Here is an 18,974-nt window from a genome sequence, read left to right on the forward strand (position 1 = left end):
CCGGCGAACCACCTTTCGTTCGCGTGAAGGACATGAGGTCAATCTCGTCACGGCGCGGCCGCAGACACCGCCGGCGGTCGGCGCGCTCCTGCAAGAGAAATGGTTCGGGGAACCGGCGAGCACTCTGCCCGCCGCTGTCGCCGAATAATCTCGCTGGATCCCGGGCGCTAGTTCTTCTTGATCGTCGAGGTAACCGACTGGATGACTTCCGTGGCCATTTTGAACTGCGGCGCCCGGTCGGTGATGCCATGACGCTTGGCGATCCAGTCGAAATCGGTATAGGCGGCGTAGACCCCGCCATCGGCCGTCTGATAGACCAGCACGCGCACCGGCCAGTCGAGGCCGGCTTCGGGGTTGGCCGTGATGAAGGTCGTGCCCAGGGCCGGATTGCCGAACATCACAAGACGCGACGGTTTGACATCGTTGCCTGCTTTGTTGCCAAGCTTCGCTTGGTCGATGACGCCGAAGAACATAATGCCTTTCTTGAGGACGTCCTTCTTGATGCGGGCAACGGTTTCAGCGACGGAGTAGTCGCTCTTCACCGTCACGACGCCATCCGAGGCGGCGGCAGGGACGACGATCGCCACCAGTATGGCAGCGCCGGCAATCAGGGTTTTCATATAAGTGGTCATGTCAGTCTCCTTGGGTTTGTCGTGACGTTAAGTTGAGCGATGGAATTCACAGCGCCTTGCTCGTCGGCGCGACTTTCTTCGGCTCACCGTTCGTGCCGGTCAGACTGTTGGCGTCTTCAGCACCCCCGCGACAGCAACCGCACAGGCAAGCACAGCGACAAGCACGGTCACACATGCGGTCCAGCCAATCCGGTCATAGATCTGGCCGAGGACGAAACTGCCCGCGAGCCCGCCCGCATAATAGGATGCGAGGTAAATGCCGCTTGCCGCGGTGCGATCACGCGATACGGTCCGGCTGACGTGGCCGGTGGCTATCGCCTGCGCCAGGAAGGTGCCTACGGCGACAAGCGCCATCCCGGCAAGAACGATCGGCAGACTGGTCGCAAGCAGCAGAAGCAAACCGAGGATCGCCAGCGCAAGTGTTGCACCGATCCCCACCCTGGGGCCTAGGCCGGCAGCAACGCGCCCTGCCAGCGGCGTGGTCAGCATGGAGGGCAGGAAGACGAAATAGACAAGACCCAGTGCCATCGGCGACAGCGATAGCGGAGTGGCGACAAGCTGGAAGTTCACATAGGTGAAAGTGCCGATGAACACGAAGAGGATCATGAAGCCGATCGCGAAACAGGCGCGTAGCTCGGCGTCCTTCAGTGCGCCTTTCCAGGCCGCGCGCGCGGGTTGGCCCATGGCGTCGGCGCCCATAGTTGCGGATGTCTTTTGCAGCGTAAACCATACAAGAGCCGCGCCAATCAGATTGAGGGCGGCGAACGTCAGGAAGTTGGTGGAGATGCCGAACGTATCGGCGACGGCGGCCGACATAAGCCTGCCGAAGAAATTGCTGGCGACGTTGCCGGTCACGTAGGCCGCAAGCGCGCCGGTCGTTTGGCGCGATGAAAAATGTTCGGCCAGATAGGCCATCGTCAGCGTGAAAGCGGTTGACATGCATAGGCCCTGTGCGACCCGCAGCAAGGCGAACACGATTATGTTGTCGGTCTGCGAAAGCAGCGTCGTCGGTATCGACAGGACGGCCAGGCTGATCCAGATGCCGTTGCGGCGATCGATGCCGCGCCCGAAAAGCGCGACCGCGATGCCGGCCACAGCCATGCCGAACGTGCTGGCATTGACCGCGAGACCCATCGTGGCGCGGCTGACGCCGAACTTGATGACCAGCGACGGCAGTATGGCCTGAGTGGCGAAGAGATCGACAAGCGTCAGGAACGCAATCAGGGCGATCAGGCCGAAGCGCCGGCCATCCGCAGCAACCATTCGGAGCCGCGTTGGTTCACTCAATCCACTGGTCGTCATGACAGGGCTCCGTGGCCACACGTCCCCAGGCGGCTGCCCGAGGACGCGCTTCAATGGGGGGTTACGGGAAGACGTCGTCGAAAGACGCGGATCACATCATGTGGTCGTCGGGCATCGCGGGCGGCAGGACGTCGGCGGAATAGAGCACGGCGGGCACCTTGCCGTTGTTCTTCCACCAATGGGCGAGCTGGCCGAACTCGGCAGTCAAATCGCCAGCCGGGTGCTCGATGCCCACTTTACAGGTGCTGCGGTATTCGGTGATCGAGCCTTCGATGATGAGGATGTTGGCCGGGCGGACGTTGTGTTCATGCCATGGCACGACGCCGCCGGGCTGAACGACGAGCTTGCGAAGGCGCAGCATATTGCCCTTCCAGGCCTCGCCCTTGCTGCTCAGATCGATCGCAGAGAGAACCGTGTCGACAACGCCAACCGGTTTGCTGGGATGTTCCTGGATATCAGTCGTTGCGGCCTGGCCGGCTGGGCAGTCGCCGGCGAAGGCCGGGGCAGAGGAAAATGCAGCGGTTGCCGAAAGCAGACCTGCCGCAAACGCCAGAGTGAGTTTCTTGGTAGCCATCTTGTATCTCCTTTGTCGGTGCCCAAACGCGGGAGGCGGGGCATGACGAGGAGAGTGACGGGAGCGATCAGAAAAGAGAAATGCTGACTGGCTTTCAATTCGATACCTGAAAACTATCGTCGAACGACGCGAGCGCATAAAAAAGCGCACGACAAGACTTGTCGCACGCTCCCAGAATTTGGTCGTTTTGCTTCAGGCTGCGTTTTTGTGGATCGCCTGGGCTATTGGGCTCTCAGGCCAGCCATGCGCCTTGACGCTGTTCACGAAAGCCGACGCCGCAGGCGAGAACCTGCGTCCCGCAACGACGACCAGGGATACTTCCCGCCAGACCTCAGGATCGATGACGGGACGGACCTGCAGGCCCGGAATCACCGCACTGAATTCAGGGATGAAGCAGATACCTAGCCCTCCGGACACCATGTTCTGGATCCAGTCCTCGCGCTCGCTGGCGTAGGAGATCCTGAGCTTGACGCCACGATCATTGCAGAGACCAGCAAGATGATCGCGATACTCACAATTCAGGCGCCTGAGATAATTTTCGCCATCGAGTTCGGAGATGGCAACGTTGTCATTGCGGGCCAGCCGATGGCCATTTGGAAAGGCGAGGACAAAGCGCTCGCGATAAAGCGGTGTGACGTCAAAGCGGTCCGGGAAGCTGTCGCTCGAGGCCATGATGGCGACGTCGATCTCGCCGGACTCCAGAAGCTGGGAGAGCGATGCCGGGACACCCTCAACCAATTGCAGCTGGATGCCCTGCTGACGCCGGTTGAATTCGGTCAGAAGACCGGTGAAGCGACGGGGGCCGATTGTGCACATGACTCCGACCTTCAGGTTGGCGTTTTCCAGGCACAGGAATCTCGATGCCTCCTGCCGCACTCCAGTCAGTTCGTCGAGAATCTGCTGAAAACGGGGGCGAAGCAGCACACCCAGGTCGGTCAGGTGGGTCAAGCTTCGTTCACGGCGAAACAGCAGCCCTCCGACCTCTTCCTCGAGTTGTTGAATCGCGCGGGACAGAGCCGGCTGAGTGACGTTGCACTTTTCGCCCGCGCGCGTGAAGTTTCGTGTCTCGCACACTGCCAGGAAGTAGCGGATGTGGTGAACGTCCATGCCGATTTATCCCCAATTGCACGAGGTTGTTCGCGCTTCGGAGACTGCCGCAAGGCTCGCTTTGGCGCCAATGCACTGCGGCTATAAAGTCGATAGCGGTCCGTCATGGCGCCGCGACAGCGCGCGCTGCGGACTACTTGCGTTGCGCAGCAGCTGGCCATCACCAAAAGACGGTGGCGAGCAGACCGCTCGCCATTGTGACATCATTCCTGTGTTGCCCGGCACAGTCGGTGCAGCTCAGTTGGCGCCGCCAAGCGCCAATACATTGGCGCAGAACGCTGCGTGCGGCTTGCTCATGGCTGCGTCATTGCACATCTTCATCATCTTGTCCCGATCACCCCGGGGCGCAGTCAGCCAAGCCTTTTTGAAACCGGCCATCGGCTTCATCGTTTTCATGCCGGCATCGCTATAGAATGACGGCAGCGACGCCAGATCGCTGAAGGCATCGGCGGATGCAGGCCCGGCTAAAAGAGCGAGGGCGAACGCCCCCAAACAGACATTTCGTATTCTCATGACACGCTCCTTTTGGTGCTGAAGGCCTGCCGGCGAAGGTCGTGGCGCCAGCTCCAAAGCGAGATCGTCGGATACTCGCCAGCCTCGCAAATCTTGCGGCGCGGAAGAGATTGCCGCCAATGCAATCTGACTATGGAGTTCATGCCAGCTTGGCATTTCGCCAATGAAGGATCATGCGGCAGTGTCTCCATCAAACGCCTTCCCTGGCGTTCTTCGGGAGGAGATCCAAAAGATGCAAATCCAGGCCGCAACCGACCATGGCTTTGTTGCCGGTGCAAGACCGGCGACGGAAGACAGCCAGCTGATCGACATTACGCTGACAAACGACGCACACGGCGCATTTGTCTGGGGCGTGCTCGATCGCTTGCTGGATGAGCCTCGCCTTTCCTTCCGCAGCATCACTGCATCCGGTTTCGGAGGCATGGAGGCAGCGGTTCTTGCCTACGGACTGGCTCTGGGCGGCAGGCGTGGGGCAAGGACGGCGCTTACCAATTTCTGGCGGCGTGTCAGCCATGCAACGATGTTCGCGGCCGATACAGCCAAGCCGCTGAGATCGATCCTGGAACAGTCCATCGACATTGCCGAGATCCGCAAGGAAAGCTGCCCGTTGAAGCTCAACATCCTGGCTTCGAACGCCCTCACCGACACCGTCACGATTTTCTCCGGCGACCAGTTGTCGATCGACGCGATCCTGGCGGGAGCGACAGTCCCATTCCTCTTTCCCGCCGTGGAAATCGATGGCGATCCATATTGGGGTGAAGGCGATTTTTCGGCCTTGCCAGCAGTGCAGCAAATCGAGGCTGGGCATTGGCTGATTGTCAGCGGCAAACCCTCCGAGGGCATGACGCCTTGTGCTCACCGCCTCGCCGCAAATGCCTTGAACTCTGCATCTGTCCTCTTCGACAGTCATCACAGAACAAGTGCTGCGCTGTTTACCAGGCCCTGGACCGACTGGGGCGAATTGACCGACATGCGTGACCGTGGACGGCAGCGGGCCGAGGAATGGCTTCTCGCTGACCATCCAAGCTTGAGCGAAAGCTCAGTCGTCGACAGCAAAAATCGATACGTCTAGGCGCCTCCCTCCGCTTGGCCGCGCCTGCCTCTCCGCGCTCACGAAGTGTAGGCGCCAAAGCGCTCCGGTTCCCCGCCGGAGGGCTTTGGTCGTTACCCTCCTCAACATAGTGACCGCGTATCAAATCCATGCCGAGACAGCATTTCAGCTTCATCGCGCATTGGACAACACTGCTTGCAGACAGGCCGCCAGGTCAGTCTTCCCTCTAAACGCAACCAGGAGAACGACCGTGATCAACACCAAGACCCTCATCGGATCGGCCCTCGCAGCCGCCACCTCGCTTGCTGCATCTGCAGCCTATAGCGGCCCGGCTGCTCAGCCCAGCTTCTCGTTCGAGAAGTGCTATGGCGTCGTCAAGGCCGGCCAGAACGACTGCCAGACCGCGACGCATTCATGTGCCGGCACCTCGACCGCCGACAACCAGCCGGACTCGTGGCTCTACGTGCCGGCCGGCAGCTGCGCCAAGATCACCGGCGGCAGCGACAAGCCGAAAGCCTGACCGACCCAGACTTCAAGCCAACCCCCTTTGGAAGGGAGCAGACCGATGCCCCGTGCATTTCAAGGTGTCGCCATCCCCGCAACCGCGGGCATCGGTCTTCGCTCTCCTCATATCAGCGAAATGTTGAGCCGCAGGCCCTCCGCCGGCTGGCTCGAGGTGCATGCCGAGAATTATATGGGCGACGGCACCGCCGTCGAGGCGCTTGAACGGCTGCGCCAGATATATCCGCTGTCAGTTCACGGTGTTGGCCTGTCTCTGGGCAGCGCGCAAGGCGTGGACCGCGATCATCTGGAAAGGCTGCGAAAGGTCTGCGAGCGGTTCCAGCCCGATCTCGTTTCGGAGCATCTTGCCTGGAGCGTTGCCGACGGAGCCTATCTCAACGACCTGCTGCCGCTTCGCTATGACGAAGAGGCGCTGGCGATCGTGGCGCGAAACATAGCGACCGTCCAGGATACGTTGAAGCGACGTGTGCTGATCGAGAACCTGTCCGCCTATGTCGCGTTTGCCGACTCCTCCATGAATGAAGCTGAATTTCTGGCCGAGCTGGTGGCGCAAACTGGCTGCGGCCTGCTTCTGGACGTCAACAATGTCCAGGTTTCGGCGCACAATCTCCAATACGACGCAAAGACCTTCATCGACGCTTTGCCTGCCGATGCCATCGGTGAGATCCACCTTGCCGGCCATGCGACCAATCAGGTCGGCGGCGACACCGTGCTTATCGACGACCACGGCTCTCGCGTGCCGCCGGTTGTCTGGGGGCTCTATCACCATGCCATCAGCCATCTCGGGCCGCGCCCTACGCTGATCGAATGGGATACCGATGTTCCGGTTCTCGACGTGCTGCTCGGCGAGGCTATGTGGGCCGACATGCTCTCCGCTTCGATCATGTTCGGCCGCAAGCAGGCCGCGAGGCAGACCGCCCCAACCACGGTCCTGCCGGTGTCCAGCCTGCCAGCTTTCGAAAGCACGCGAACCAGCATGCCTGTGCTTGCGGCATTTGCCGCTGCCAGAGCCAGACCGGCCATGCACATGGCCTTGCCGACAATCGAGGGAGGATATCATGCTGCCGCTTGAACATCTGCAGACCATGGTGGCGCGCTCGGTGCTGGCCATGGAGCCACTGATCGACGCGAAAGTGCTGACCGCTGGCAAGGCCGACCCAATGGCTCGCCTGCGCATCTACCAGAACAACACGCGCAGTTCCTTGACCGCCGTGCTGATGGCCGTCTTCCCCGTTACGGCCCGCCTCGTGGACGAACGTTTCTTCCGCTTCATGGCGAGCGAGTTCATTCGACGGCATCCGCCGGCGGAGTCACGCCTGGCGCGTTATGGCGCGGGCTTCCCTCGCTTCCTGAAGACCATCGACACCCTGTCCGACATGCCGATCGTCGCCGAGACGGCTCGGCTCGAATGGGCCATTGCCGAAGCGCTCGATACAGCTTCGCTGCCGGCCCGCAGTCTCGCAGAATACGACAGCACCGACCTTGGGCTGTCGCCGGATATCCTGCTCCAGCCCTCACTGCGACTGATGGTCTCCCACTGGTCGATCCTATCGGTATGGATGGAGCATCAAAAGGAGACTGCGGTCGATGAAAAAATCACCTGGACAAGACGCCCTGAACGGGTGGCGCTGTGGCGATCGGGGAACTACGTGCGGCTTTTTCTGCTCGACCGCGCGAGCTTCGGCTTCTGGCATTCGCTGAAGCACGGCTTCGGCCTTGAGCATGCCACTGGCCGCGCCTTGGCGCTCGACCCGGCCTTCGACCTGGTTTCAGCGCTTGTGCGTCTGTTCCGCGACAGGCTCGTCACCGACGTGCGCGTCCCGGTGCCCCCTCTCTCAAACTGAAGGAGACGATCATGACTGCGATACCAGAATATTCCACGCCTCGCCCTGCCGGCCTTGTTGGTGTTTACCGACGAGTGATCAGCTTGCCGGAGCGTATACCATTTTCGCTGGTCCAGCTCGCGGCTCGAGTGGCGATTGCGCATGTCTTCTGGCAGTCTGCACAATCGAAGCTGGCGTCTTGGCCGGTGACGCTGCAGCTGTTCGCCAGCGAATACAATCTACCCCTCATCGATCCGTCGATCGCGGCGCCGCTGGCGACAACGGCAGAGATCACCGGGGCGGTGCTGCTTTTCCTGGGGCTGTTCTCGCGTCTCGGCGCGCTGATGCTGCTCGGCGTCGTTTCGGTTATCCAGATCTTCGTGTTCCCTGAGAACTGGGCCGAGCATCTGCTGTGGGCATCGCTGTTGCTGCTGGTGCTTACGCGTGGTGCTGGGGTTTTCTCACTCGACTATATAGCCGATCGAATCTCTTCGGCCTCCAAAACCTGAATATTTCAGTCGAGGAGGCTGACCTGATGTGCATCTTCACCCGTGCACTGAAAGCTGGATGAAGGAGCCTTGTCCAACCCACTGGACACCGCGTCGCAGTCCGCCGTTCCTAAGCTAACACCTCTCACCTGAGCTAGGTGCACCTCAAAGGTTGACGTATCGATCTTCGGTCTTGCCGTCGCCACTAACTCCGGCAACGGTCGCGTTGCTGTGAGGCCGTAACGGGCACTCGCCGCGGGGCGAATACGGATTTATGCAAGTCGTCTCGCCTCTTCAGACGATGTTGATTCTCGCACACCGGATCCACAAGAAAGTTCGCCAGCATGTCTTTCAATCGACAAACTCAAGCTGGGCTCCAAGCGGCAGAGCCGGATGTTTCGAGATTTCTGGATCTTCTCCGCCGGATCGCCTCGGCGATGAAAAGGCGAGATAGGGCGTGGTAGAGCGGCTCGTTCGAAATCAATCGCGCTGTCCCATAGCCCAGCATCGATGCGCACATCAGCGCAATGACATTGTCGTGGTTGCCGGTCATTTCGAGGATGATGACGAAGGCTGTCATCGGAGCCTGCACAACGCCGGCGAAATAGCCGGCCATGCCAAGCAGCGCAGCGGTGCCGGTGGCGCCGCCGAGGAGTAGGCCAAGCGTGCTGCCAAGGCCGGCTCCTACGGCCAGCGATGGCGCGAAGATGCCGCCCGGAATGCCCGAAACCATCGAGAGCAGGCCAGCTGCGAATTTCCCAGCAAAGAAGAACGCCGGCAGCGGCGTGCCTTCGATGGCTCCCCGCGCCTGCGCATAGCCGGTGCCGAAGGTGAGGCCATTCGAGGCGATCCCGATCGCGGCCACCGCCAGCCCGCAAATGCCTGCCACAACCATTGTGCGCCAGAGCGGCTGGAACGCGTTCCAGCGCCGGATGCGGCGCATCGCGTTCAGCGCCAGCAGAGAAAATAGCGCGCCGACACCGCCGCCGATGATGCCACAGGCAAGCACCAGCGGCCAGTCGCTGGCAAAGGCCACTGTTTCTTTGGCGACTCCGAAGTAAGTGTAGTTTCCGACCAGGCCCAACGAGGCAAGTCCAGCGAGGATCACCGCCGTTAACACCAGCCCATTGGTCCGAGATTCATAGGCGCGACCCATCTCTTCGATAGCGAAGACAATGCCGGCAAGCGGTGTGTTGAAGGCTGCCGCTATGCCTGCCGCCGACCCGGCCAGGATCAGCCCGCGCGCCTGCGCCATGCCACCCCAGCGCGCGACCTGCAGCATCAGAGAGGCGCCGACCTGCACTGTCGGTCCCTCGCGGCCAATCGAGGCCCCGCAACCTAGACCGACGACGGTGAGCGCGATCTTGCCCACTACCAGCCGCAACGACAGGATATGGCCGCGGTCGTCGTCATCACGCAGATGGCGCGCGGCGATCGCCTGCGGAATGCCGCTGCCCTGCGAGCCTGGAAAGAAGGAATGCGCAAGCCAGGCGCAGAGAACGAAGCCGAGCGGCGTCAGCACGAGTGGCAGGTAAAAGCGCCAGCCGCTATCGGTGTCGATGACGGAATGGAATAGCGCCTGCGCTTGATCGGCAAGCACCGCGAACAGCACGCTGATCAGTCCGATCGAAATGGCGCCTGCCCAGAAGACAATGCGCGGCTGCCAGACGCGACGCGAAACCCACATCGCCTGCGAGCGTCGCAGCATCGGATGTCGTCGCGATATGCGTGCCATGTTGGGTCCCTTCGTAATAGACCCGGCCTAACACACCCACCGAGCCGATCAACCTTGCGAAGCAACAGCTTTGGCTGGCGAGGACAGCAACCACGGCAGTGACATGGTCTCGATGGCGGAGGATCGATGGGACATCCCGCCGGCGCGCGTGCCGGCGGGATGGAAGCATTGACGGGCGCGATGGCTCCTCACATCGCCATTTTTTCACACTCGGCCTGGGCCTTCTTGGTCGATGTATCGACCATGTAGGTTTTGCCCTTGGCGTCGGTCATCATCATCATGCAATGCTTGATCGGCTTGGCCATTTTCATCATTTCGGCGCTCATCTTGGCGTCCGGCATCATGGTGCCCATATGCCCGTCGGGCATGACGGCTGTCACTTGCCCGCCCTTCATCATGGACATCGTGCCCATCGTGTCCTCGGCGAATGCTTGCGAGGCGCAAAGAGCGGCAATGCTGGCGGCGACGAAGATTTTCAACGAATGCATTCGGAATACTCCCATTTTTGCGGGGCACAGTTGCCCCATTCGTGGGTTCGCCCGACATTGCGGTCAGTTACATCGACACGAAGATGTGATCGTATGGCGCATGTTTGCTGACGCGGAAGGCGGACTGTGGACTTAGAGACCAGTCGATCCCGCCGTCATCGGTATGTGCCAGTCATACTCCATCACCGCCTTGGCAAATGCAGAGATGGCGGGCGAAGGCAGTCGATCCGCGACGGAGACCAGTGACACCTCGCGCACGATCTCTGGGTCGACGACCAGCCTGTGGCAGACGCCCGGCTGGCTGGCGGAGAATTCCGCGATGAAGCAGACGCCCATTCCCGCGGCTACCATAGCCAGGATCCAGTCCTCGCGCTCGCTGCGATAGGCGCTCTTGATCTCGAAGCCGAGGTTTTGGCAGAGCTCGTCGATGCGATTCCCATATTCGCAGTTGATACGCTCGAGATAGGGCTCGTTGCGCACATCCGTCAGTTGCAGCGTATTCCGCGTCTCGAACGGATGCCCGGTTGAGAAAGCGAGCCCGAAGCGTTCCGTATAGACCTGCTCCGCCCTCAGCCGATGATCGAATGGCTCCGGGCGCGCCAAGAGCGCGATGTCCAGCTTGCCTTGCAGCAAAAGGTCGGTGAGGTGGTCAGCGGCGCCTTCGATTACGGTCACCTCGATTCCGGGAAACCGTTCGCGAAATGCATTGAGGAAGCCGATAAAGCGCAGCGGCCCGATAGTGCACATCACGCCGAGCGTCACCGGCGCCGTCTCGAGCGACAGAAAGCTTCTGGCGGTGCGCTTGGCATGCTCCGAGCGCTGCGCGATTTCGTCGAGATGACTCCGCATCAGGCGACCGAAATCGTTGAGCTGGACATGGCCCTTGTCGCGATGGAAGAGCAGTCCGCCGAGTTCCGCTTCCAGCTTCTGTATGGCGCGGGTGAGCGCAGGCTGAGTGATATTCACAAGGTCCGCCGCCTGGCGAAAGTTGAGCGTCTGGCAGGCGGCCAGAAAATAACGAATTTCGTGCATTTCCATGACACATCCCCGCTGATGCCCGGCATGCATCGCCGCAATCAGAACTCGGCATTATCGGCAGGTGCTATCCTTAGGTAAACTTTCTCCGCTGTCCATGGCCAGCCCATCCCGGCGGCGGGATCAGGCGTCCAGCCTTGGGCCGATGTTTGGGATCGAGCCGGAGGAAAAGCCGATGCTGGAGCGCAACAAGGACAAACAGCCCGACCAGGAAAAGCTGGAGGCCCTGCTGGGAAAGATGGTCGGCGATCTCGGCGCCATCACCACCGGGGCGGCCGTGCTGCTGGGAGACAGGCTCGGCCTGTTCTCGGCGATGAGCGAGGGCGGCAAGATGACCGCCGGGCAGCTTGCCGCAAACACCGGCACGCAGGAGCGGCTTGTGCGTGAATGGCTTTCGGCGCAGGCGGCCGCCGGCTATGTCGAATACGACGAGGCCAGCGACAGCTTCTACCTCAGCCCCGAGCAGGAACAGGTCTTCGTCAACGAGGACAGCCCCACCTTCATGGCCGGCGCCTTCGAGGTCGTCTCGACGCTATGGCTTGACGAAGAAAAGGTGCGGCAGGCGTTTCGTTCGGGCAAGGGCCTGGGCTGGCACGATCACAGCGCCTGCCTATTTCGCGGCACGGAACGGTTCTTCCGCCCGGGCTAAAACGCCAATCTGATCGGCTCCTGGCTGCCGGCGCTCGATGGCGCGATCGAGAAGCTGGAGCGTGGCATAGACGTCGCCGACGTCGGCTGCGGCCACGGCGCATCGACCGTGCTCATGGCCAAGGCATTCCCGAATTCGCGCTTCACCGGCTTCGACTATCATGCCCCGTCGTCGAACGGGCGCGCGCCGCAGCCAGAGAGGCCGGCGTCGCCGGCAACACCCGCTTCGAAGTGGCGGCGGCCAAGGATTTTCCTGGCACCTACGGTCTTGTCGCCTTCTTCGACTGCCTGCACGACATGGGCGATCCGGAGGGTGCGGCCAGGCATGTGCACAAGGCACTGAAGCCGGACGGCACATGGATGATCGTCGAACCCTTCGCTCATGACAAGCTTTCAGCGAACCTCAATCCGGTCGGGCGCATCTATTACGCCGCCTCGACCTTCATCTGCACGCCTGCCTCGCTATCGCAGGAGGTTGGGCTCGGCCTCGGCGCCCAGGCGGGCGAGGCAAGGCTGCGCAAGGTGGTTACCGGCGGCGGCTTCCGCCGTTTCCGTCGCGCCACCGAGACGCCGTTCAACATGGTTCTGGAGGCTCGCCCGTAAGCCTGGTCGATTTATTAATTTGGCTATGGATTGGAGGAAGGCATGACCGCTTACAATGTCGTTCGGTTCGCACCAAGCCCGGCAAGGAACAGGCCTTCATCGACGCGCACAAGAAGGCAACGCTCGACGTCAAGGGCTTCCGCAAAGCCGCGCTCGTCAGGACCGGCGACCGGACCTTCTGCGTCGTCGGTGAATGGGACGACATGAACAGCCTCGCCGCGGCCCGGCCGCATATGATCGGCCTTCTCGATACGATGCGCGATATGCTGGAGGATCTCGGCGCCGAGCTCGGCGTGACGGATGCCGTCTCCGGCACGTCCGTCGTCGAGATCCGGACCTGAAGCGCCCCAACTGCAGGTTTTGGCATGCACAGCTCGACCACCGGGGTGGGGCCAATCCATCAAAGTCAGTGGCGACGCACGAACTGCTGGAGCGCGACCAATCTTCGGCGTATAACTAGGCCCAATCTCCGGAGGATGAGCCATGAATGCAGTGCCTCAATGGCGGCTCGCAGGCGACTGGTTCGACATCTGCAGCTGCGACATCCCTTGCCCTTGCGAGTTCGCCCAGCGGCCAACCGGCAATCACTGCCAGGGCGTGCTCGCCTGGCATGTGCGCGAGGGTCAGTATGGCGGCGTGAAGCTCGACGGCCTGACGCTGGTGGCGCTCGGCGAGTTTGAAGGCAATCTGTGGGCCGGCGAGGCAAAGGCCGTGATGGGCATGTATCTGGACGAGAAGGCTGATGAGCAGCAGCGCGAAGCCCTGCAGGTGATCTTCGGCGGCCACGCCGGCGGCTGGCCAGCGGGTTTTGCCGCCAATATCGGGGAGATGCGTGGCATGGAGTTCGTGCCGATCACTTTCGAGGTGGCGGGCGACCTGGCCACCTGGCGGGTCGAAATTCCTGGTCTCGTCGTTGGACGCGCAGAGGCGCTTTCCGGTCCCACCACCCCGCCCGGCAAGCGAGTGCAGACGATCAACCCGCCGGGTTCGGAGGTCGGCCCGGGCCAGGTTGCCACCTGGGGGCGTTCTGTCGAGGTGAGCACCAAGGGCTTCGGGCTCGACTGGACTGGCACGGCCCGCTCGAGCAAGCACATTCCGTTCGACTGGACCGGCCCGAACTAGGGCGTGACAATGGCTGACGCGTTCCCCAGGAAATCGCGGCGGTTCACCCGGAATCTGCGCGGCATCCCGCTCGGCCTTCTCGCATCGCTCGTCGTGCTGACGGCAGCGGCGTGGACGCTCACCCTCTACCAGACATTCAGCATGGATATGCCCATGGGCATTGCCGCGCGCGGCGGTATGGAGGGTATGGAAGGCATGGCTGGCATGGCGATGGCCGGAATTGCCGCCGACGACTGGTCATTTGCCGGCGCCGCCGCTTTTCTCGCTGTGTGGACCGTGATGATGGCGGCTATGATGCTGCCAGCCGCGGCGCCCATGATATTTATGTTCGCGGCGGCGCAGGCTAGGCGCGAACAACATGTGGCCATCCCGACGTGGACCTTCGTCGCGGGCTATCTGCTCGTCTGGGCGGGGGCGGGCCTTGTCGTATATGTCCTGGTCCAGTTCGGTAGCGACGTTGCAACGAGCCTCGATCCGCCCCAGCGTGCGAAATGGGCACCGCTCGCGCTCGGTGCCACGCTTGGCGTCGCCGGGCTCTATCAATTCACGACCCTCAAGCACATTTGCCTCAGCCATTGCCGTTCGCCGCTCGCTTTCGTTGCGCAGCACTGGCGCGACGGGCGTGTTGGCGCGCTCAAGATGGGGCTGCGCCACGGTCTCTATTGCTTTGGCTGCTGCTGGGCGCTGTTTGCCGTGCTGGTCGCGACCGGCGTCATGAGCGTCGCCTGGATGTTGCTTTTGACGCTGCTCGTCTTCGTCGAGAAGCTGCTGCCCCGTGGCCGCCGCTTCGAAGGTAGTTTGGGCATTGCTTTGGTGGTCCTCGGGATCGTTGTATCGCTCGGGGCGATCGATATGCCTTGGATGGTCGGTTAGACGAGTAGGAGCATAAGCATCTCAGCTGTGCCGGCAGACGCTTTCGATGGCAATCCATTCGCATCGCGCTGGTTTTTTAGTAGGCTGTCGCACGGCAAGGCGGCAAGGTTGAGGGTCCGATGTGACGGTAGTCGACGATCGTCTTCTCGAAAGCAGGATGACCAAAGTAGAGCAGGCGCGAGTCTGGAGCCCACGCGTCATCTCGAAATTCGAGACGCTGATCAGGAGCGCCGACGATCAGGCGCTCTATCGTGTCAATCCGCTGGCCTTCGCCCGCGACCGCGCAATCGCCGAACCTGAAGCGATCGACCTCTTCCTTCATGCCGCCCGCTGTGGCTTATTCGACATGAGCTGGGATGTGCTGTGCCCCCAGTCTGGGATGGTGCTCGATAGTTTCGGCGCCTTGCGCACGCTGAAGACCCACTATGTCTGTGGCTTGTGCGATGTATCGGGCGACACCGACCTAGACGACTTCATCGAGGTCACCTTCTCGGTATCGTCGAAGTTACGGCGCCTGCCGCACCACGATCCCCAGACGCTTTCCGTCGAGGATTTTCACTGGAAGCTCCACTTCGGACATGACGGGCGGCTACCGGGGCAAGACGTTCGCTTTCTTGACGTTCTGCGTGGCTTGGTTCGGGGCATGACGTTTCTGCAGCCCGGCACCATCACAGTGCTCCGCACTGACTTGGGACTAGGCGCCCTTTCGGGAGTCAACGTCCGGACGCAGGCTGCATTCGCCGTGCCAATATCAGGCGATCCGGTGTCGGCACCCACAGTTCTGAAGATCGATTATGACGGCAAACGCTTCCTGCCGGCATTGCCCGCCGTGCCACCCGGTCCGATCGTTATAGAGGTAGCAAATAGGGGGCCAGCGCGTGGTTCGCTGCTTGTCATCAACTGGCCGCCCGAGCTTGTCGCGTTGACGACCAAGCCGGCCCTCGATTTCGATCCTTATGTTTCCGGTGGAGCGCTGCTTGCACGGCAAACCTTCCGCCAGCTCTTCCGGTCCGAACGCGTCGACGAGAATGAGGGGCTCGGTATCCGGCAGATCACCTTCCTGTTCACGGACCTCAAGGGTTCGACCGCCATGTATGAGCGCCTTGGTGACCTCAACGCCTATGCTTTGGTCCGCGAGCATTTCGCTCTGGTCAACGCGGCGGTTCAGCAACATTGCGGCGCGGTGGTCAAGACGATTGGCGATGCGGTGATGGCTGTATTCTCGCAGCCGTCGGATGCGATTTCGGCTGCACTCCACATCTTTGAAGAAATCGATCGCTTCAACGGCGACCATGACGGGCCGGGGATCATTCTGAAGATCGGAGCCCATTGTGGCCCATCGATCGCCGTGACGCTCAACGACAACCTCGACTACTTCGGTCAGACCGTGAATGTCGCCGCGCGCGTGCAGTCCCTAGCAGAAGCCGGACAGATCTGCATTTCCGAAGCGCTCTATTCCGCGCCCGGGGTTAGCGAAATGCTTGCCGGCCATCGCGTCGAGGCGTTTGAAGCGCCTCTTCGGGGTGTGGAGGGTGATGCAACTGTCTATCGTATTATGCGGGGATAGCCTCGGTCGCATGCCAACTCCCGAGGAACTGCTCGACCATCTTAGATTCAAATCGCCTGCCCCAACCTTCGTATCAAGCACGCACCAGTTCGCCTCATTTCGCAATGCTCTGCGAACTGCCGCCTTGCATCGGTCCGACGATGATTGGCGCAAAGCTGGCTGTGCCCTGGATTTAGCGATGTCGGCTTTTGGGTGCAGGACGGGACGGCAGGAATGTCTGATATGGGGCGCAAAGCTGCCGTTCGCATCGTGGATAGCTTCCGGGTCAGACTCTCCCTTTGCCTACCGGTCTTTGCAGCACCGAGAAGGGCCCACTACGCCCGACACTGTAGAAAATATCGCATGGTCTCCGAGTGGGGGGAAAGGCGGTAGCGCTCTCCCGCTACCAGCCTACCTTAAGCTACTGAAATTATAGAAAAAACGCCGACCTATGGTAGGCGCCCTGTCCGAAAAAATCTTCAATGATTTTCAGGACCTAGCCTGCTACCGTTGTGACGCCAACGAACGTGTTGCGACGCTTCGCAGACAACAAACTGTGCCTCGAGAGACGTGATTTGCGGGAATTGGCTGAAGTCTCCACCTGCGGACCCATTCGGTCCCGATTCCGAGGCGTAATCGACGCGGATTTTCGAATGGCGCGCCCATGTCGCACGCCAGCCCTCAACGCTCGGCGGCTTATGCCCAAGTTATCCAGCTAAATTAAGCAGTCTCATCGGGCGGGCGCTCTGGATTCGCCGACGCCAATCCGCGTGAGCGTACGCGGATCGTCTGACAGATACGATCAGCGAGAGAAGCGAGCGCGCCCTGCACAGTGCGTGCCCCAAGAACGGATTGGAGGGTAACGGCCTGTGTTGCAAACCTATGTTTGAAGGCCTCTCCGCCACAGAGGAAATCGACCAATCCCAAGCCGTGATCAAACGACCACTGTATATACTCCGTAATCAGGACCGCACCCGGCGACGCTCGGCTAAAGTCAGGGTCGTAGGTGGTAACGAATGCCATCATGACGTTGTGCTGGACGATGTTGATGGAAACCGCGACCATCGCACCATTGCATTCAAGTACGAAAATGCGCAGCACACCGGCGCGTGACAGCGCGTCCACCAGGGCGGCAAGAACCGGCTCGCCCTCTTCGAAAAGGTCGGATTCACGCGTGTGCTTTTCCAGCCATCTGCGCTTCAGCGCCGACAGTCGCTCCAGCAATGGCTGCAGCGGCTCGTCAGCCGACAGGAGGCGGAATTTCACTTCGCCTGTTTCTTCCAGTATCTTGATGCCGCGCCGATAGTTCTGGCGCATCTTTTTCGGCTGGTCCGCCAGCCATGCTGCTCCGCTGGCCCACTGTCCAGCGACGCGATAACTGACTTCCTCCCGGTGATTGGCGCGAAGCTTGACGCCGCTGGAAGAGCCCGGTGTAAAAATCCTGCGGGCTGCCGCATCCGGCGACAGACGATTGATAAAAGCAAGATCGAAGCCACCCGCCGAACAGATCCGGTTCCAGAGGTTCTGGAGGGCCGATAGGGAGCATTCCGGCGCGACAAGAATATCACCATAGTCCGTATAGCTATTGGCGGCCCATTCGAGGAGCCGAAGTCCTTTTCGTCTGCCGATCGCCAGGGGAATGACAGCGACCAGCCTGTCATCGCTCCATACCAGGCCGATCCGCAGCGAGCGCCGGTCGCGGTCACGCACGGTGCTCCACCATGCCGAAACCCAGGCATGGCTCTGAAAGATCAGTGCATGGGTACGATGCCATAGGTCTACCCATTCGGCTTCGATGGCGGCCAGGCGATCCGTCGAACTGACGATTTCCAGTCGCTCCGCACCAACAGCGTCAATCGAAGCCATTTTGTTCATGGTTGGAGACGGTCCTGCGGCTGCGCGACATCGATGCGCTTTTGAAAAAGTCGCATGATATGGTTTGCCATTTTCTTGAGCGGCAGCACGTAAAGTCCGAAAAGCGACTGATAGTCGCGTACGTCGCGATCTATCAGTCCAAACTTGAGGTCTTCGTCCGGATCCGGGATGAACTGCGTTCCGAATATGCGATCCCAGAATGAAAAAAGCAGCCCGAAATTCTTGTCGTAGTGGCGAGGGTCGACACTGTGATGCACCTGGTGCCAGTGCGGACACAAGATGACGCCGTTCAACCGGCCGAAGGAAATCTTCAGATGCGTGTGGCGAACAAAGTCCATCATGAGAATGTTGCGAATGACATAGACGTTGATGCCAAATATGGCGATCTCGACCGGATCAAGCGCAATCAGGCTCCACAAGCCGAAACTGATCCCCGGTATGACGCCGTCCCAGATCCGGTTCATCAGATCGTCCAGGGGGTGAACCCGGTCCTTGGTGATCCCAACCATCACTTCGGCCGAATGATGCACCTTGTGCAATTCCCACAGGAACGGGAAACGGTGCTGGGCAACGTGATATAGGTAGTAGGAGATATCGTAAGCAACGAGCATGGTTGCGGTGAAGAGGATGATCGTCACTGGGCCGGCGGGGCCGGGTATCAGCGGTTGCGAGATGCTGAAGAGCCAGCCGACTGCCTGGTTTGTTGCATATCCCGTGGCGGCAACGAAGGTGACACCGGCGGGAATGAGCAGGAAGGGCATCACCAGCCTTTTCGTGATCCAGAACAATGCGTCCGCTCGCGCCGATGGGTGCATGATGACTTCCGCGGGAAAGGCGAAGTCGAAAAAGTCCCGGAAGGATTTCTGTTCGACCGTTCGCCAGTAGGCGACCACCGCGCTCCCCAGCGCCGTGAGCAACAGGAGACCGAGTGTCAGCAGATCGATGTGTGAGAGTTTTTCCACGATCACTCTGGCGAATTCCGAAAACATCGATGCAGTGGCTCCTAGGTGGTGAAATGGTGATCCGGCTCGTCGCGA

19 protein-coding genes and 1 pseudogene are annotated in these 18,974 nt (G+C 60.8%); 10 read left to right on the forward strand and 10 right to left on the reverse strand.

Translation table 11 applies throughout. The features are described from left to right. Window positions 1–167: 167 nt before the first annotated feature. From NKI05_RS02050 to NKI05_RS02070, 5 genes are all read right to left on the reverse strand, one after another. Window positions 168–632 (reverse strand): DUF302 domain-containing protein, encoded by a 465-nt coding sequence (locus NKI05_RS02050; protein WP_023683370.1) that lies wholly within the window; start codon window positions 630–632, stop codon window positions 168–170. A 99-nt stretch (window positions 633–731) separates the two neighbouring features. Next, complete coding sequence (locus NKI05_RS02055) at window positions 732–1,934, reverse strand: MFS transporter (protein WP_023686286.1); 1,203 nt, start codon at window positions 1,932–1,934, stop codon at window positions 732–734. 91 nt (window positions 1,935–2,025) lie between these two features. Beyond that, a complete protein-coding gene (locus NKI05_RS02060) occupies window positions 2,026–2,508 on the reverse strand; it encodes a cupin (RefSeq protein WP_023814570.1) in 483 nt (160 codons plus the stop codon). A gap of 192 nt (window positions 2,509–2,700) precedes the next feature. Then, entirely contained in the window at window positions 2,701–3,615 is a 915-nt protein-coding gene (locus tag NKI05_RS02065) for a LysR family transcriptional regulator (protein ID WP_023683373.1), read from the reverse strand. Between the two features lie 237 nt (window positions 3,616–3,852). Then, a complete protein-coding gene (locus NKI05_RS02070; protein ID WP_245261696.1) occupies window positions 3,853–4,284 on the reverse strand; it encodes a hypothetical protein in 432 nt (143 codons plus the stop codon). Between the two features lie 76 nt (window positions 4,285–4,360). On the opposite strand from NKI05_RS02070, the gene NKI05_RS02075 reads away from it, so the two are divergent. The 5 genes from NKI05_RS02075 to NKI05_RS02095 all read left to right on the forward strand — a co-directional run bounded on the left by NKI05_RS02075 (window position 4,361) and on the right by NKI05_RS02095 (window position 8,033). Further along, complete coding sequence (locus tag NKI05_RS02075; RefSeq protein WP_023814571.1) at window positions 4,361–5,200, forward strand: patatin-like phospholipase family protein; 840 nt, start codon at window positions 4,361–4,363, stop codon at window positions 5,198–5,200. A 229-nt stretch (window positions 5,201–5,429) separates the two neighbouring features. Next, complete coding sequence (locus NKI05_RS02080) at window positions 5,430–5,699, forward strand: BufA1 family periplasmic bufferin-type metallophore (RefSeq protein ID WP_023683376.1); 270 nt, start codon at window positions 5,430–5,432, stop codon at window positions 5,697–5,699. 45 nt (window positions 5,700–5,744) lie between these two features. Next, complete coding sequence (bufB, locus tag NKI05_RS02085) at window positions 5,745–6,773, forward strand: MNIO family bufferin maturase (RefSeq protein WP_023686289.1); 1,029 nt, start codon at window positions 5,745–5,747, stop codon at window positions 6,771–6,773. Further along, a complete protein-coding gene (locus NKI05_RS02090; protein WP_023814572.1) occupies window positions 6,760–7,545 on the forward strand; it encodes an HvfC/BufC N-terminal domain-containing protein in 786 nt (261 codons plus the stop codon). The genes bufB and NKI05_RS02090 overlap by 14 nt, the downstream gene beginning before the upstream one ends. An 11-nt stretch (window positions 7,546–7,556) precedes the next feature. Continuing rightward, entirely contained in the window at window positions 7,557–8,033 is a 477-nt protein-coding gene (locus NKI05_RS02095) for a DoxX family protein (protein WP_023686290.1), read from the forward strand. A 343-nt stretch (window positions 8,034–8,376) separates the two neighbouring features. Here the strand turns inward: NKI05_RS02095 and NKI05_RS02100 are convergent, their stop codons facing one another. From NKI05_RS02100 to NKI05_RS02110, 3 genes are all read right to left on the reverse strand, one after another. Further along, complete coding sequence (locus NKI05_RS02100) at window positions 8,377–9,747, reverse strand: chloride channel protein (RefSeq protein ID WP_023691684.1); 1,371 nt, start codon at window positions 9,745–9,747, stop codon at window positions 8,377–8,379. A 188-nt stretch (window positions 9,748–9,935) separates the two neighbouring features. Continuing rightward, a complete protein-coding gene (locus NKI05_RS02105; RefSeq protein ID WP_023683381.1) occupies window positions 9,936–10,235 on the reverse strand; it encodes a hypothetical protein in 300 nt (99 codons plus the stop codon). 132 nt (window positions 10,236–10,367) lie between these two features. Then, window positions 10,368–11,273, reverse strand: a complete 906-nt coding sequence (locus NKI05_RS02110; protein ID WP_023683382.1) for a LysR family transcriptional regulator — start codon at window positions 11,271–11,273, stop codon at window positions 10,368–10,370. Window positions 11,274–11,445: 172 nt separating this feature from the next. On the opposite strand from NKI05_RS02110, the pseudogene NKI05_RS32240 reads away from it, so the two are divergent. From NKI05_RS32240 to NKI05_RS02145, 5 genes and pseudogenes are all read left to right on the forward strand, one after another. Continuing rightward, a pseudogene (locus NKI05_RS32240) lies at window positions 11,446–12,521 on the forward strand (class I SAM-dependent methyltransferase). Between the two features lie 98 nt (window positions 12,522–12,619). Continuing rightward, entirely contained in the window at window positions 12,620–12,862 is a 243-nt protein-coding gene (locus NKI05_RS32245; RefSeq protein WP_502898751.1) for a DUF718 domain-containing protein, read from the forward strand. A gap of 142 nt (window positions 12,863–13,004) precedes the next feature. Next, a complete protein-coding gene (locus NKI05_RS02135; protein ID WP_023683386.1) occupies window positions 13,005–13,643 on the forward strand; it encodes a DUF1326 domain-containing protein in 639 nt (212 codons plus the stop codon). Between the two features lie 9 nt (window positions 13,644–13,652). Continuing rightward, window positions 13,653–14,516, forward strand: a complete 864-nt coding sequence (locus tag NKI05_RS02140; protein ID WP_245261700.1) for a DUF2182 domain-containing protein — start codon at window positions 13,653–13,655, stop codon at window positions 14,514–14,516. Between the two features lie 121 nt (window positions 14,517–14,637). Then, the gene (locus NKI05_RS02145; protein ID WP_023686294.1) at window positions 14,638–16,083 is read left to right on the forward strand and encodes an adenylate/guanylate cyclase domain-containing protein; all 1,446 of its coding nucleotides are present in this window, start codon (window positions 14,638–14,640) and stop codon (window positions 16,081–16,083) included. A gap of 699 nt (window positions 16,084–16,782) precedes the next feature. Here the strand turns inward: NKI05_RS02145 and NKI05_RS02150 are convergent. After that, on the reverse strand, window positions 16,783–17,937 hold the full coding sequence (locus NKI05_RS02150) for a GNAT family N-acetyltransferase (protein WP_023696861.1): 1,155 nt from the start codon (window positions 17,935–17,937) through the stop codon (window positions 16,783–16,785). Then, on the reverse strand, window positions 17,934–18,926 hold the full coding sequence (locus NKI05_RS02155; RefSeq protein WP_023686296.1) for a sterol desaturase family protein: 993 nt from the start codon (window positions 18,924–18,926) through the stop codon (window positions 17,934–17,936). Before NKI05_RS02155 ends, NKI05_RS02150 begins: the two co-directional genes overlap by 4 nt. Window positions 18,927–18,974: the final 48 nt, after the last annotated feature.

Source organism: Mesorhizobium sp. M0771 (genome assembly GCF_040320155.1).
Lineage (GTDB): Bacteria > Pseudomonadota > Alphaproteobacteria > Rhizobiales > Rhizobiaceae > Mesorhizobium.

Excerpts from the sequence above, each read along its gene's own strand:
- NKI05_RS02050 (WP_023683370.1), bottom strand. The coding sequence starts at position 632 with ATGACCACTTATATGAAAACCCTGATTGCCGGCGCTGCCATACTGGTG.
- NKI05_RS02075 (WP_023814571.1), top strand. The coding sequence starts at position 4,361 with ATGCAAATCCAGGCCGCAACCGACCATGGCTTTGTTGCCGGTGCAAGA.
- NKI05_RS02070 (WP_245261696.1), bottom strand. The coding sequence starts at position 4,284 with ATGCCAAGCTGGCATGAACTCCATAGTCAGATTGCATTGGCGGCAATC.
- bufB (WP_023686289.1), top strand. The coding sequence starts at position 5,745 with ATGCCCCGTGCATTTCAAGGTGTCGCCATCCCCGCAACCGCGGGCATC.
- NKI05_RS02095 (WP_023686290.1), top strand. The coding sequence starts at position 7,557 with ATGACTGCGATACCAGAATATTCCACGCCTCGCCCTGCCGGCCTTGTT.
- NKI05_RS02060 (WP_023814570.1), bottom strand. The coding sequence starts at position 2,508 with ATGGCTACCAAGAAACTCACTCTGGCGTTTGCGGCAGGTCTGCTTTCG.
- NKI05_RS02105 (WP_023683381.1), bottom strand. The coding sequence starts at position 10,235 with ATGCATTCGTTGAAAATCTTCGTCGCCGCCAGCATTGCCGCTCTTTGC.
- NKI05_RS02140 (WP_245261700.1), top strand. The coding sequence starts at position 13,653 with ATGGCTGACGCGTTCCCCAGGAAATCGCGGCGGTTCACCCGGAATCTG.
- NKI05_RS02135 (WP_023683386.1), top strand. The coding sequence starts at position 13,005 with ATGAATGCAGTGCCTCAATGGCGGCTCGCAGGCGACTGGTTCGACATC.
- NKI05_RS02090 (WP_023814572.1), top strand. The coding sequence starts at position 6,760 with ATGCTGCCGCTTGAACATCTGCAGACCATGGTGGCGCGCTCGGTGCTG.
- NKI05_RS02100 (WP_023691684.1), bottom strand. The coding sequence starts at position 9,747 with ATGGCACGCATATCGCGACGACATCCGATGCTGCGACGCTCGCAGGCG.
- NKI05_RS02155 (WP_023686296.1), bottom strand. The coding sequence starts at position 18,926 with ATGTTTTCGGAATTCGCCAGAGTGATCGTGGAAAAACTCTCACACATC.
- NKI05_RS02055 (WP_023686286.1), bottom strand. The coding sequence starts at position 1,934 with ATGACGACCAGTGGATTGAGTGAACCAACGCGGCTCCGAATGGTTGCT.
- NKI05_RS02150 (WP_023696861.1), bottom strand. The coding sequence starts at position 17,937 with ATGAACAAAATGGCTTCGATTGACGCTGTTGGTGCGGAGCGACTGGAA.
- NKI05_RS02065 (WP_023683373.1), bottom strand. The coding sequence starts at position 3,615 with ATGGACGTTCACCACATCCGCTACTTCCTGGCAGTGTGCGAGACACGA.
- NKI05_RS02110 (WP_023683382.1), bottom strand. The coding sequence starts at position 11,273 with ATGGAAATGCACGAAATTCGTTATTTTCTGGCCGCCTGCCAGACGCTC.